Here is a 15,284-nt window from a genome sequence, read left to right as displayed (position 1 = left end):
CCTTGAAAGGGGGACTATAGGGGGTTGGTTAATTTTCTCAACTTTTCATAAAACGGCAAAGATTCCTCATACAAACCTTCACAATGTGTTGGTAATGGCCGCTCACTGGTTTTTTGTTTTGCGAAACCCGTAGAATTATGCACGTTTTTGTACCAGTACTTTGCCCATACTCCATCCTCCGGAATAGCCCCGTTTTTCCATGACAGCATTTGTTTTTCGAAACTAATGCCAAGTTGTCCGCAAAGTGAAGAAAGGCCATCAGAGGGATCTTTTAAGATATCATTAGAGTCTATTACAACAGGGGGATTAGTGCCATTTTCTATTAAATAATCTAACAATTCAACTTCATGTTTAAGTCCAATATCCTGGATGGTTGGATTGGGAATCACTTGAGCAAAGGATGCAATCAATTGTTTCGGATCCCGAATCAAAAAAACATTGCGCATATTGTTTAGGTAACTCCATTCCAGGCCCTCATGATGGTGCGCCATGTTTTTAAGAAAAACGATTTCATGCGCTTTTTCGAGTGCATGAATTTCTTTCAGCACTTCAGCGGCATCTGCCGACATGCTGGCAATGGTTTCTTCACGTCCCGGATGATCTAATCCGGTATGGATGAGGTAATGTGCATAAAACGGCTCGTCCACCACTTTGATTTTGGAATGCTGGGCAAATGAATACATCAGCGCTGTGGAAATATTCCTTGGACCGGAAATCAGATTGATGATCATAAATTAAATTCCTTTTCCGATGACCAATTTATACCTGTTTATGTCTTCGATTACAAACTCTCGCATTTTGTAGTCTGTATCGTTAATTGGCTCTACTATTTTGACACCTGCTTTCAAGTATTCTTTGTAAACCGAGTCAGGGTCACGTACGAATATGTATAGCCGTGGGTACGATGTATCTAGTGCTTCATCAGATTTCACAAGATGAATACCAACCGCATCATCCCTGTTTAGTACGGCATAGGAGGGAGGGTCTTCCCAAAGAAAAGAAATATCGAAACCAAGTTTATCGCGATAATAGTTGGCAGTTAGTGCAATATCATTAACAGGCAGTATGATTGAGGAGTGTGAAAAGAGTTTCATAAACTAAAGATCATAAAAAAGCCCTACTCAACACCATGAATAGGGCTTAAAAAATATGTCTTTAAATTCTTAGTTCATCTGTGCAGTAAGCTTGTCGCTCAATACATTTTTCGGCACAGCTCCGATTTGCTTATCTACGATCTCTCCGTTTTTGAAAACAAGAAGGGTAGGGATGGAACGAATACCGAACTTAGCAGAAACCTCCGGATTTGCGTCAACATCTACTTTACCAACTACTGCTTTTCCTTCAAAATCGCCTGCTAACTCCTCCACTACAGGACCGATCATTTTACATGGACCGCACCACTCTGCCCAGAAATCAACCAACACAGGCTGATCTGAATTGATAATTTCTTCAAAGTTGCTATCCGTAATTTCTACTGCTTTTGCCATTGTATTATTATTGAATGTTTTTGATTGCTTGTGTTTCGAACACAAAAGTAATTTGAATAGTTTATTCTCTTTTGATAAAAGAGGTATTTGTTGTGTGATTGACAATTAGCTTGGCCCTTAACCGCTGAGATATCTGAGATTAATCGCGGAGAAACCAGAGAAAGTCCATCAATGCCTCCGTTTACTCTGCGTAAAACTCCGGGCTCTCTGTGGTTAAACTTCCATTACCCTTTTTGTAGAAGCACCCGATAATGCAACTCCTCAATTCCCTGAAGCTCTTTGATCAACTCATCTGTCGGATCAATGGTGAACTTTCTGCTCAGCATTTCCAGATTGATAGCCCTGTTTTCATACACCCCTACCAGAGACATTTTCAACAAGGACTTTCCGGGATGCTGCTCTGCAATACGTTCGATCTCCTCCACAATTACTGCATTGACGTCCTCAAGCCTCATTTTGAGCTCCAATCCCTTCGTCATCTTATCTCGAATTTCACTGAGGTGTTCAATGTTTTGAATTTTGAATTCAAGCTCTTCACTGTTCCAGCGGTTCTGAATATTTCCTGATAAGTACAGAAACCAGCCTTTCTCAAGCATAGGCTTAAACTTCAGGTAATCCTGTCCGAACAAATAGAAAGTGTAGTTATCATTAAAATCCTCCAAAGTGAACTGTCCGAACGGATTTCCTTTTTTGGAGGTACGATGTTGAACATCACTCACCACCCCACCGATTCGAATTTCCCTTCCCTGCATTTTCTCAGGTTCAGAAAGCTGATGGATGCCCGCATTGGTGAGGTGATCCATTTCAAACTTGAATTGATTGAGCGGATGGCCGGATATGTATAGCCCAACCATCTCTTTCTCGATATTCAACTTCTCAATATCACCGTAAGGTTCTATTCTTCCAACCTTTGGTTTGGCTATGTCTGTGCCGGATGCACCTCCGAATAAGGACGATTGATTACTCGCCTCTTCCTCCTGCATTCGGTTTGCATACCGGATGGATTTTTCAATCAAAGAGTTACCTTCTTCATCGGGCTCCACATATTGACGTCTGTGGAATTCTTCAAAGCAATCAAATCCACCAGCCTTAGCCAGACTTTCAAATGATTTTTTATTTACGGTTCTCAGGTTAACCCGCTTAGCAAAATCAAATATGTCTTTGAAAGGGCCTTTTGCATCGCGCTCTTCGATAATCGCCATCACCGCAGATTCACCGGTTCCTTTAATTGCACCCATCCCGAATCGAATTTCTCCTTCGGCATTTACCGCAAAGTCCTTATCAGACTCATTCACGTGTGGGCCCAGCACATTAATGCTTCTGTTTTTACATTCCTCCATGAAGAAGCTCACCTTGTCAATGCTATTCTGATTGTGTGTAAGGACAGAGGCCATGTATTCAGCAGGATAATTTGCTTTCAAGTAGCCGGTATGATAGGCCACCACCGAGTAGCAAGTACTGTGTGATTTGTTAAATGCATAAGCTGCAAAAGCTTCCCAGTCGGTCCAGACCTTTTCAAGTTTGTCTTCCGGGTGGCCTTTCTCTTTGGCTTGCTCGATAAACTTGGGCTTCATCTCGTCCAGCACATCCCGCTTTTTCTTACCCATTGCTTTACGCAATACATCCGCCTCACCTTTGGTAAATCCAGCAAGGGACTGGGAAAGAAGCATTACCTGCTCCTGGTAGACTGTAATGCCGTATGTTTCTGCCAGGTATTCCTCCATCTCCGGAATGTCATAGGAGATCGCTTCCTTTCCGTGTTTTCTGGCAATGAAGTTAGGAATGTATTCCATCGGGCCCGGACGATACAGGGCGTTCATGGCAATCAAATCTTCAAACTTATCTGGCTTTAGCGCTCGAAGATGTTTTTGCATACCCGGCGACTCAAACTGAAATGTACCGTTGGTTTCACCACGCTGATACAGTTCATAGGTCTTCTGGTCATCGAGTGGAATCTTATCGATATCGATTTTGATTCCATGCCGTTTCTCCACATTCTCCACGGCCGTTTTAATGATGGAAAGGGTTTTCAATCCCAGGAAGTCCATCTTCAGCATTCCTGCTGATTCAACCACACTGTTGTCGAATTGCGTAACCAACAGATCGGAATCTTTCGATTTGGCGAGCGGCACATAGTTGCTCATGTCTGCAGGAGTAATGATCACTCCACATGCATGAATGCCAGTGTTACGAAGAGAGCCTTCCAAAACTATCGCCTGATTCAATACCTGAGAGGGAAGGTCTTTGCCTTTTCTCAGATCTTCCAGCTCCTTTACTTCCTCAAAAACCTTTGTGAACTTGGTACCTGGTCTTTCGGGAACAAGCTTGGCAATAGCGTCTGTCTCAGGGAGTGAGAGTTCCATCACTCTACCAGCATCACGAATTGCTGATTTAGGAGCCATGGTACCATACGTAATGATTTGAGCCACCTGATCAAATCCGTATTTGTCTATTACATACTTGATAACCTTTTCACGGCCTTCATTGTCAAAGTCAATATCAATATCGGGAAGGGATACCCGATCCGGATTCAGGAAACGCTCAAAAAGGAGATCGTATGCAATCGGATCCACATTGGTGATTCCAATGCAGTAAGCGACCACCGAGCCGGCCGCAGACCCCCGACCCGGACCTACCGCAACGTTCATTTCCCGGGCTTTAGCAGTGAAATCCTGAACAATCAGGAAGTATCCGGGATATCCGGTATTGGCAATGGTCTCCAGTTCAAAATCAATTCGTTCACGGATTTCATCTGTGATTTCCTCGTACCTTTTTTCAGCACCCTGATAGGTCAGGTGACGCAGATAAGCATTTTCTCCTCGTTTGCCTCCATCTTTTCCGTCCTCTGGATCAATGAATTCTTCCGGGATGTCAAAAGCAGGGAGGAGTACCTCCCGTTCAAGGCTATAGGTCTCGACCTTGTCGACAAGCTCGGAAATGTTTTCGATGGCCTCAGGAATATCTCCAAAAGACTCCTTCATTTCCTGCTGTGTTTTGAAGTAGTAGTTATCGTTGGGGAGGCCGGGACGGAATCCACGCCCCCTTCCAATAGGGGTACTTTGCTTTTCGTTTTCCTTGATGCAAATCAGAACATCATGTGCTTTCGCATCTTCTTTGTCAAGGTAGAAATACTCATTTGCTGCTATGAGTTTTATGTCGTGTTTATTAGCAAAGCCAACAAGAATTTCATTTAACCTGTTCTCTTCTTCAAGTCCATGCCTGTTGATCTCCAGGTAGAAATCATCTCCAAATAAGTTTTTCCAGTAAAGCACCGCCTCTTCAGCCTGGGTTTCACCTACGTTTAGAACCAGATGTGGAATTTCTCCGCCCAGACTACCGCTAAGCGCTATAACATCTTCTTTGTACTTCTCTATAAGAGCTTTATCTATTCGGGGATACAATCCGTAGTTCCCTTCCTTGTAAGCGATGGAACTAAGCTTGATCAGGTTTTCATACCCCTTCTTTGATTTAGCAAGCAAGATTTGTTTGAATCTTTTGTCGGGGTTGTCCTTTGTGAACTGAAGTTTTAATCTTTCTTCAGCCACAAAAAATTCACAACCGATAATGGGTTTGATGCCGGCACCTTTAGCAGCCTTTACGAATTTAAAAGCACCAAACATGTTACCCAGGTCCGTCATTGCGACTGCAGGCATGTCGTATGCTTTGGCCTTAGCTATAATTGCTCCTACGTCAGGTGTGGCTTGAAGAACAGAGAACTGTGAGTGACCATGAAGATGACAAAACGCTCCTTTGATATCTTCCGCTTTTACCTCCTCTGTTCCAATTTTACCGGAAGACTTTTCACGCTTTGAAGCAAAGTTGGCATCATCCAGATCCGGACTTTCATAGGTGATATCACCCGGATTGGTATCATCGATGGTTGGGATAATGGAGCGTTTTAAGCACTCGAAGAATGCCTTAGCGGTGGCATCTACATCATAGGCAGCATCATGGGCGTCTGCAAATGGTTCACCAAATAATTTTTCATAAAGTTCAATCAGTCTTGGAGACTTGAGGCGTCCACCTGGACCACCTTGGAGCTGGCAGAATTCTTTTGTGTCTTCTGCCGTATCTATGTTTTTCGCATCAGCGAGGAGGTTCTCTTTTTCAGTCCGCAGGTATTCCGCACCAATGATCTTATTGTCAAACTCGATGTTATGACCGACCAGCACCTCAGCTTTTTTGACATCTGTTGAAAACTTATCAAGTACCTCTGCTAAATCTTCACCAACTTCCAATGCTCGTTTGGTAGAAATACCGTGAATTTTTTCGGCGTTAAAAGGGATAGTGAAACCTTCCGGCTTAATGATATGATTGCCAGTAGACAGCAGCTTACCTGAATGATCATGCAATTGCCAGGCAATCTGAACCAATCTGGGCCAATTGTCCAACTCTTCAACAGGAGCTGTTTTGTTATGTGGAAGTCCGGTTGTTTCCGTATCAAAAATGAGGTACATAGGGGTGGTTTAAATTGCTATTCAAAATAACACAAACACAGCCTATGAAAATAAAAAAAGCCCCGAAGAATCAGAGCTGTGGATAACTTGTGGATATATTCAGCCAATCCAGTCATTCCCGAAGGGAATCTATCTCTTGGACGACTACCTTGAAGTAATTTCCGGATCAGGAGGCCAGTCCATGATACTTTTATTAAGAAAATGCCATTTTGGATTTTCAGTTTCAATAAGTTTTATTTTTTGTGCTCTACTCATCGCTTTAATTTCTTTTTCTCGCTCAATAGCTTTAGATGGTGTAGGAAGACGTTCGTAATGAATAAGAAAGTAACAATAATACTTGCCAGCAAAAGTCTTTTGATTCCCTCTGTTCAGGAAATGCTCCACTAAACGTTGTTCGAGCGAGTTTGTCATGCCGGTATACAATACACTCTTTCGTGGGTTGGTGGTTATGTAGACAAAGAAGTTTCCCATAGCAATTTATAGACTCCCTTCGGGAGTGACTTTGAATTTATAATGCTAACAAAAAATTGATGTGATGCCAGCCTTTTTTATGTTTTAAGAAACTAAAGATTCATTCGAATCTTACTCATCCTTCAGCGATTGAGCCGGATTAATCCGTGCAGCTTTCCAGGATTGAAAGCTGATTGTAATCCATGCAATGGTTATAGCTGCAATCCCGGATACAATATATGTTGAAGGTTTGAGCTCTGTTCTGTATGCAAAATCATCCAGCCAGTAGTTCATAGCAATTGAAGCAACCGGAATTGCGATGATGAATGATATCGCCACCAGCTTAATGAAGTTTCTCGACAAGAGATTTACAATACTTGTGACTGAGGCACCTAGCGTTTTTCGAATGCCAATCTCTTTTCTTTTTTGCTCTGCTGTAAATGCGGCAAGCCCAAATAAACCAAGACACGCAATAAGTATCGTCAGAACAGCAAACACGGTAAATATTTGCCCTACCTTTTGTTCTGCATTATATGTGAGATCAAATCGTTGATCCATGAACTGGTATCCGAAAGGCTGCCCGGGAACGAACTTATCCCAGGTTGATTCCAGATCTGCTATGGTCTCATCTACATTTTCCATGTGAATTTTGAAGAGAGCGTATCCGGCGTTTTGTCCCAGATGAAGCACCAGTGGTTCAATATTGCTTCTCAGTGATTGATAATGGAAGTCTTTCACAACGCCAATGATCCGATAGCCAACAACATCCGGGCTATCATCGGGTCCATCGTGAGTATAAAGCTTTGATTCGAGCGGATTTTCATAGCCAAATTTCTGAACTGCTGTTTCATTAATGATCACCGCCATTGAATCGCTCGTATATTCTTTGGAAAAGAATCGTCCCTCTTTCATGGAAATACCCATGGTGCTCATGTAATCATGATCTACGGTAGCGGTACCAATAACCAGACTTTCATCTGAAGCTGCAGTAGCGTTTTTAAAGTAGAGATTTGAGTTGTTGTAATTTCCGGCAGGGATGAAGCTTGTAAGTGAGCTGCTGATCACACTGGAGTTTCTGGATGCTTCATTTTTGAATGCTTCGGCCTGATCACGTAAAATCCAGGCATCATTGACCATCAGTACCTGATCTTTTTCGTAACCCAATTTTTTATTTTGAATGAAGGAAAGCTGATCAAAAACGATTGCTGTTCCGATAATCATAATGATGGATATGGAAAATTGAAAGACCACCAGCGTGCTCCGTATGGGGCCACTCTTTAGTCCCTGACGAATGGTTCCTTTCAACACTTCCACCGGTTTGAACATGGTCATGTAAAATGCAGGATAGCTTCCGGCCAATAGCCCAACAAGTACCATTATTCCCATCATAAACAGAATGTATCCCTCATCCAGGAGGCTGTAAAATGAAAGTTCTTTGCCAGCCAGCGCATTGAATCCGGGAATGGCTAATAGAGAGATGACATATGCGAACAGAAAAGCAATAAAGCAGATCACCATGGCTTCCGAAATGAACTGGTTAATAAGCTGCTTTTTAAACGCTCCCATAGCTTTTCTTACACCAACTTCCTTTGCACGGTTGGCAGACCTGGCGGTCGCCAGATTCATAAAGTTGATACAGGCCAAAATGAGAATGAAAAGCGCTACAGCTGAAAATATATAGATGTATTTTATATCTCCGTTGGATCCCAACTCATCTGTCTTATTTGAATGAAGATGTATATCAGTCAAAGGAAATAAGGGGAACGCAAGGGAATTGCCGCTGTTCCTGAACTCCTCCAGATTCATATTCAAAAACTGCTCAATGAGCGGACCGCAGTACGTTTCGATCATTTCAGGAAATTTGGCTTCCAGTTCCTCTTTGGTAGACCCTTCCTTTAGTTTAATGTAGGTGTTGAAATTCGTACTAAGCCAGTTTTGATTGTTTGCCCATCCAAAAGAGGTCATGGATAACAACATATTGTGGCGAAAGTGAGTGTTTGCTGGTAGATCATTGTACACAGCCACCACTTCATAGTCAGTCTGGTTATCCAATATAACTACCTCTCCAACCGGGTTGATGTCACCAAAGATTTTCTTTGATGTACTCAAATCCAACGCGAGCGTGTTTGGTCTTTCCAACGTATTTTTCGGGTTACCATACACCAGTGGAATTCCGAAAAAAGAAAAGAAATTAGAGTCTGCCATGAGCACATGCTCCTCTTTGAAGGTCTCGGTTTGTCCTTTTCTTTTGATGAACCAATTCCCTGATTCGCGCACCTTCATGGCGTCTATTACCTCCGGATAGTCATTTTTGAGTGCTTGCCCTGTGGGAGCACCAACAGTTGCGGATATATGATCAGAACCATTTAGCGTTGCTGCAAAATCAACCCGATAGATCTGATCAGCATCTGATAAATGCGTGTCATAACTCATCTCATCTTTGATAAACAAAGAAATGAGCATGAAACAGGCTAACCCGATGGCTAATCCGAAAATGTTGAGGAAAGAATAGAACTTGTGTTTTAGCAGATTACGGAGCGCAACGTTGAGATAGTTTTTAAGCATGATAGTAGGAGTTAGTTATAGTAATGATGCTTATTTTATCTGATGGTTGCCTGATGTAAAAAAGCCCATCCACCGATTGGCGGACAGGGCTTCCATAGTAGAGTAGGTGAAATTATTCATCTTTCAAGGATCTGGCAGGGTTGATCCGTGCCGCATTCCATGACTGGAAGCCCATGGTGACCCATGCAATCACCAGAGCTATAATTCCAGCCAATAAGAAAACCATAAGGTTAATATTTGTTCTGTTTTCGAAATCCTGAAGCCACTCACTCATAAAGTAGTAGGAGATGGGTGCAGCAATTAAAAAAGCAATACCAACCAGCTTCAAAAACTCTTTAGATAGCAATGTGATAATGCTTGCTATTGAGGCTCCCAATACTTTCCTGACACCAATTTCTTTTCTACGCTGCTCTGCTGTGAAAGCGGCTAGTCCGTAAAGACCAAGACATGCAATGAAAATGGCCAGGAAGGCAAAAACTCCAAATATTTTCCCTAGCTTCTGCTCATTCTCATACATCTCATTAAATCGTTCATCAAGGAAGCTATACGCGAATGGCTGGCTAGGTGCAAACTCATTCCATTTATCTTCTAAAAATCCAATAGTAGCAGGAATATTCTCACTTGTGATCTTGAAGGAAACAAATCCTCTGCTTCTTCCAAGTTTGAAAATTAGTGGCTCGATTTGATCTCTTAGTGAGGTGAAATGGAAGTCTTTCACAATACCTATCACTTTATATGAGACAGTATAAATGCTATCCTGAAAGCCATCGAAAGTGGATATTGTTTTTCCAATGGTTTCCTCCAGTGTCCATCCTATTTTGTGCATAGCAGCTTCATTGAGCACTACTGCGAGGCTATCACTTGGGAAATCTTTCGAGAAGCTTCTTCCACTTTTCAATTCAATGCCAAGTGTTTCCATGTAGTCATGATCCACTCGGTATTCATGAAAGATATATGTCTCACTTTTAGTAGAGTTAGATCCCGGAAACCAGGCATTATTGTTATCTGCTGTATTCACGGGTAAGAAGCTGGACATTGTTCCGGACAATATGTTCGAATGTTGCAACGCTTCATTTTTATAAGAATCAGCCTTATCGTCCATTAACCAGGGGTCATGGATCATCAAAATGTGATCCTTACTATATCCTAACTTCTTATTCTGAATGTAGGAAAGCTGTTGATATACAATCGCCGTTCCAATGATCATAATGATACTCACGCAGAATTGAAGGACTACCAATGTACTTCTCAATCCGCCACCTCTGAGTCCAAGATTTAGCTTGCCTTTAAGGACTTCAACCGGACGAAATTTGGATAGGAAGAAAGCCGGGTAGCTTCCTGCGAGAAATCCCACCACGATCAAAACACCAAGCATGATCAAAAGGAAAGCGGGAGAGAGCAGGCTATTGAATACCATTGCTTTGTCAGCAAGTGTATTAAATTGATTAAGCAATAAAAAGGAGAGCCCGTATGCTATCAAAATTGAGATGAAAGTAATTAAGAAAGCCTCTGTGAGAAATTGCTTTCTTAACTGGCTCTTGTATGCACCCATCACTTTTCTTACGCCTACTTCTTTGGCCCGTCCTGCTGAGCGTGCAGTCGATAGATTCATAAAATTGATACATGCCAGTATCAGTATGAACATAGCGATTGCAGTAAATATCAGCACGTATTTCATATCACCATTCACGGTCAGTTCACCGAGCTTATCTGATTTAAGGTGAATGTCTAAAAGAGGGAAGAGGTAGAATCCGGCATCATTTCCTGCTTCATAGAATTCTTCAAGAGAAGCACCCATAAAGTTTTGAATCTCAGGACCTATGTACTTTTCAATCAATCCCGGAAATTTGACTTCCAGATCATTTGGATCATAGCCCTCTTGCAATTTCAAGTAAGTGTTGAAATTAAAGCTCATCCACATTTTAGATTTGGATTCTTCTCTGCTTTCCATGGAGAGCATCATTTCGAAGTTGAAATGAGAATTGGTAGGCATGTCTTCATAGACTCCTGTAACCTCCCAATCGTCATCATTATCCAAAACGACCATTTTTCCTACCGGATTCTCATCACCAAATACCTTGGAGGCTAATGATTCACTTATCACGAGTGTATTCGGGCGTTCGAGGCAGGTTTCCGGATTACCAGACGTCAAATTGAAATCCCAGAATTGGAAGAAGTTATGATCGGCATAAACTACAGCATCTTCATTGTAAGCATCTTCCGTATTTTTCTCCTTGATGATCCAGTTACCAGTACTTCTCAGCCTGGTAGCAGCTTCCACTTCGGGAAATTCAAGCGGCATAGTTGGGCCTGCTGGCGCGCTGGCAAGAGCAGTTATAAATTCGGATCCATTGATGTTTCCGGTAAAATCCATTCGATAGATGCGATCGGCATCTGAGTGGAAATTATCATAGCTAAGCTCGTCCACTACATAAAGCGAGATCATCAAAAAGCAGGTGAGCCCGATTGACAGACCTAAAATGTTTATTAGCGAGTAAAACTTATGCTTAAACAGGTTGCGCAGTGCAACATTTAGATAGTTCTTTATCATGATTTTGAGTTTTTGTCCTTTGAGTTAGTCCTTGTTCGTCCTGATCACGTTTAGTCCAGTGTGATCTTCTTTATTCGATCCCATGGCACGTAAACGCGATCTGCATTCGTTTTGATAAGAACACCTAAATTCTTGTCGCTTACATCCTGACCATCCTCTAGCGTCAGCTCATCATCACTAATCAAAGTGATTCGTGCTTCATCAGATCGAAGTGGTTCTATTGCTCTGATATTGCTAAAAGGGATAATGAACTTTGTGTCGTCCTTTTCGCCATTAAGAAGCTCAAACGTATATTCCTCATCGAGATCGTAGATTATCTCACCGGAATGACGATCACCATTGTCAACCAAAACAGTCCCACTGATCTTTTTTGGTGTAGAAAAAGAACTATAGGATGGTCCGCTGTTTGGTGCCTGAGTGAATGTGACCTTATCAAAATCTTCCCATTCGATATCCACTCTACCAAGTCCTTTCACAGTTACAATGATTCCCTTGTTATCATCGTCTACATCATTGGTGCCTCTCAGGTCCAGTTCCCTTCCTGATTTAAGGCGTACAATGCTGCTGCTGTAACCATCCCGCTCAATCGATTCGATCTTATCAAACGCGATTTCATAGTCATCACCGTCTTCTTCACCATCCAGGACATCAGTACCCACACGCTCATCATGATCCCACTGAATGAAACCTGTGAACTCTCCCAAATCACAGATTACTGTGCCATAAAGCGGTTCGCCGAATTTTTCATTTAGGGAAGAGGGGGTAGGAAGAAATTCAATTTCATCCAGATTGTTCCATGATAAACGGATGCTGCCTAGTTCACGATCAAGCACCGTAATTTTAGCTCCGATATCATTATAGCCGGAACCATCAACTTCTACATAATCACCGTTTTTCAGCTTTACTTCTACACGACTGCCAGATCGCATTCTTAATGCGGCAATGTTTCCGAATTCCGTTGAAAATTCATGCACAAAACGATTGTCATCATCGTCCCATGAAATGTTTATGAAACGGGAGATTAGATCACTATTATTATCGTATCGATCTTCTAATCGATCCAATTCCCGACTTGAGAGATAGTCCAGATTTTTGTTTTCCCGCTTGGATGCATTGAACATATCTGTCCAATACACTTCTTCTTTACCCCACCGCAGTGGTCCTTCATACACCTCCCCATCTTCGGTTGTAACTTTTCCATAGATGAATCCTTCATCCTGGGCAGAGGCTGTCACAAAAATCATGAGTGTGAAAGCCGCTATCATTGGCTTTAAATAATTAGTTAGTCCTGTCATAGTAGTTTGAGTTTAGGTTTTCTTTAGGCATTTGATGTCAACTAAAGACAAAAGGTTGCATCAAAGGTTTCTTTTATTTGCATTGATTGGTACTTGTTAATGCATAGTACATACGGAGACTTAAACAGAATGTTGTTTTTTGATAGGAATTCTATCTCGATTGCCCGTATTCCCTTGGGAGAATGATGATAGTCATTCGAGTCATGGGAATCTCTTGATTAAGGATGTTAGATTCCCAAGTCGCGCTCATTCTTCGCTTGCAAGGGAATAGGGACACTTCATTCTTCTACCGTACCCTGCCTGCGGTAGGCAGGGGATAGGGAGGGTATAATCAATTAACCGCTTTCACAAACAAATGGAAATATTCATTCAATGGACAGGATGAGGCAATTTTAGCAGCTTCAGTTTGACTCTCAGCTTCGATCAAAACGAATCCAGCTATGAGCTCCTTGGCTTCAACAAACGGCCCATCGGTGGTTACCGCATTTTTGCTTGGAATCAGTTCGCCACTTTCCAGCGAAAGACGTCTTGCAACAATATGTTTCTCAATAAGGGCCTCCGCCCACTTACCATATTCGGTGATGCAATGTTGTTCTTCTGATGCTGAGAGTCCCCGTTTGCTTTCTGCTGCTATTACGATTAGATATTCTGACATGTATTATTAACGAATGTGTATAGTTAAAATGGACTATTCAATTACCCCAATAATTACTGATTCACCCTCAGGATTGAAATTTCCATCTCGGTCATAAGCACCCCAAGGACTATTCATGATAAAATGAAGCTGACCCTCCAGCCAAACACCCTGAGTTGGTTCACCCAAAACTCCACCCTGAGCCAGGACTTCTTTACCAATGATTGCACGCTGATCAACGGAAAGTGTATACTTTACCACACGATTGGGGTTCGTTCCATTGTGTAGCGCAATGAGTGAATTATCCGTGAAATACAATCCGTCAATTCCTTTTATAAGTACATCTTCAGCTTCAATTTTTAGTTTTTCCAGATTTTTCGTTTTGATGTCGATCTTATAGATACCGTCAATGTAATCACTTAAATAAAGGTATTCTTCTGAATCATCAAACGTCAAGCCCTGTAGGTTAAAAACCTCACGTGAAAGATCTGCAAATTCTACCAGCTCACCTTTTTTATTGCTGATCCAATAGAGCTTATTGGCTGTGCCATCAGAGATGAAGATGTTGCCTGCTTTATCTGTTATCAGGTCGCCGAAATTATGGCCCCCAGGAAGAGCATATGTTTCTAATAGCTTCCCGTTTTTAATATCATATTTAAGAACACTAGCGAATCCCTCTTCACTTTGATTGTACTCCTGAAAATTGTTCATGGAAGAAGTGCAGGCCCAAAGTGTTTTTTCGTCAGATGAAACCTGTAAACCCATTATGCTCCAGGAGTTTTTAGCTGACCCTGCCCACAGTTTTGGTTCACGACCTTCCTTCACTTCCCAAATGGTTCCATCTCGTACTCCTCCGATGAAGAAGGTCTTTTGCTTTTTTGAATAAGCCATTGATTCAGGATGTGACTCCTGTAATAGAATGGAATAGGTTTGTTCAATTTCTATCGTTTCACTTAACGAATTTTGTTTCTTTTTGATGGTTTTAAAATTTTCTAAATCAAGAAGGGAAGCAAAGTCAGCGTCCTCTGAAAAGTCTTGGGTGGCATCCATCAAAATATACTTTTCCAACGTTTCAATAGCCTTAGCTAACTCTCCAGTTAGGGCATATCCTCCGGCAAGGTTATAAACTACGGCAGGGTAGTTGGGTCGCATGGTATCAATGGTAAACATCTTTTCTTTGAAGCCTTCATAGTTTTTTTCCTCATACGCCTTTAGTCCTTCCTGGTAGATTTCACTGAGACTTTGAGCCGAGCAGCTAAAAGTTGTGAGTGTAAATAGTAAATAAATTGTCTTTCGCATAGTCGTCTTGATTACAAACCCACAACAGTACATTAAAACGAAACCATTAACCGTCTGTAAAAATGCTGAAATATTCGGATGTGTGAAATCTGATAGCCGATTTTGATTAGCTATTTGGAATAATCACATTATCATTTGATATATTGAGGCCTTAAACATTTTTTCACCAATAACCTATATGAAAGATGAATCATGATATTTATTTAAGACTTAATGGAACAACATTAGAATGGTCTTCTACCGATGGAGGATCTTATACAGCAGTAGGACCTAATAGCCCTTCCACCACAGTTAATGGAACTGATACTGTCACTTTCCATGGAGGCTCTGGAATTAAGAAAATTCAGAAAATTGATGAAAAAGGTACAGGTAAAAAATTGATCAAATCAAAAAGTGGAGAGGATTCAAATACTGTAATTGTGACAATTATAGATACTACCAGCACATCTGATGTAGATGCTTATAGCATAAAGGTAATGCCTGATGGTGGAGGTCAACCGATCATAGCGGATCCAGATTTTAAAGGAGGAGGTAATCCTTAAATCA

11 protein-coding genes are annotated in these 15,284 nt (G+C 41.6%); 1 reads left to right on the top strand and 10 read right to left on the bottom strand.

Translation table 11 applies throughout. From position 1 onward, the window contains the following. Positions 1-14 precede the first annotated feature (14 nt). From RIC88_RS04795 to RIC88_RS04750, 10 genes are all read right to left on the bottom strand, one after another. Positions 15-731, bottom strand: coding sequence for a sulfotransferase-like domain-containing protein (locus RIC88_RS04795; RefSeq protein ID WP_350216352.1), 717 nt, complete (start codon positions 729-731; stop codon positions 15-17). A gap of 3 nt (positions 732-734) precedes the next feature. Continuing rightward, complete coding sequence (locus tag RIC88_RS04790; RefSeq protein ID WP_350216351.1) at positions 735-1,094, bottom strand: VOC family protein; 360 nt, start codon at positions 1,092-1,094, stop codon at positions 735-737. Between the two features lie 69 nt (positions 1,095-1,163). After that, positions 1,164-1,487: a thioredoxin gene (gene trxA, locus RIC88_RS04785; RefSeq protein WP_350216350.1), complete on the bottom strand. Its 324-nt coding sequence runs from the start codon at positions 1,485-1,487 to the stop codon at positions 1,164-1,166. A 224-nt stretch (positions 1,488-1,711) separates the two neighbouring features. Continuing rightward, the gene (dnaE, locus tag RIC88_RS04780; RefSeq protein WP_350216349.1) at positions 1,712-5,944 is read right to left on the bottom strand and encodes a DNA polymerase III subunit alpha; all 4,233 of its coding nucleotides are present in this window, start codon (positions 5,942-5,944) and stop codon (positions 1,712-1,714) included. A gap of 144 nt (positions 5,945-6,088) precedes the next feature. Continuing rightward, positions 6,089-6,415, bottom strand: a complete 327-nt coding sequence (locus RIC88_RS04775) for a GIY-YIG nuclease family protein (protein WP_350216348.1) — start codon at positions 6,413-6,415, stop codon at positions 6,089-6,091. A gap of 111 nt (positions 6,416-6,526) precedes the next feature. Further along, positions 6,527-8,959 (bottom strand): ABC transporter permease, encoded by a 2,433-nt coding sequence (locus RIC88_RS04770; RefSeq protein WP_350216347.1) that lies wholly within the window; start codon positions 8,957-8,959, stop codon positions 6,527-6,529. Between the two features lie 112 nt (positions 8,960-9,071). Beyond that, the gene (locus RIC88_RS04765; protein WP_350216346.1) at positions 9,072-11,510 is read right to left on the bottom strand and encodes an ABC transporter permease; all 2,439 of its coding nucleotides are present in this window, start codon (positions 11,508-11,510) and stop codon (positions 9,072-9,074) included. Positions 11,511-11,560: 50 nt separating this feature from the next. After that, a complete protein-coding gene (locus RIC88_RS04760) occupies positions 11,561-12,805 on the bottom strand; it encodes a hypothetical protein (RefSeq protein WP_350216345.1) in 1,245 nt (414 codons plus the stop codon). Positions 12,806-13,136: 331 nt separating this feature from the next. Continuing rightward, on the bottom strand, positions 13,137-13,460 hold the full coding sequence (locus RIC88_RS04755) for a YciI family protein (protein WP_350216344.1): 324 nt from the start codon (positions 13,458-13,460) through the stop codon (positions 13,137-13,139). Positions 13,461-13,493: 33 nt separating this feature from the next. Next, on the bottom strand, positions 13,494-14,738 hold the full coding sequence (locus tag RIC88_RS04750) for a TPR end-of-group domain-containing protein (RefSeq protein ID WP_350216343.1): 1,245 nt from the start codon (positions 14,736-14,738) through the stop codon (positions 13,494-13,496). A gap of 185 nt (positions 14,739-14,923) precedes the next feature. Between RIC88_RS04750 and RIC88_RS04745 the strand changes: the two genes are divergently transcribed. Further along, positions 14,924-15,280 (top strand): hypothetical protein, encoded by a 357-nt coding sequence (locus RIC88_RS04745; protein ID WP_350216342.1) that lies wholly within the window; start codon positions 14,924-14,926, stop codon positions 15,278-15,280. The last annotated feature ends 4 nt before the right edge of the window (positions 15,281-15,284 follow it).

Origin of the sequence: Ekhidna sp. (genome assembly GCF_040220215.1) — a bacterium.
GTDB lineage: Bacteria > Bacteroidota > Bacteroidia > Cytophagales > Cyclobacteriaceae > Ekhidna.
The sequence above is the reverse complement of the archived record's forward strand: the minus strand, read 5'-3'. Positions and strand labels throughout refer to the sequence as shown.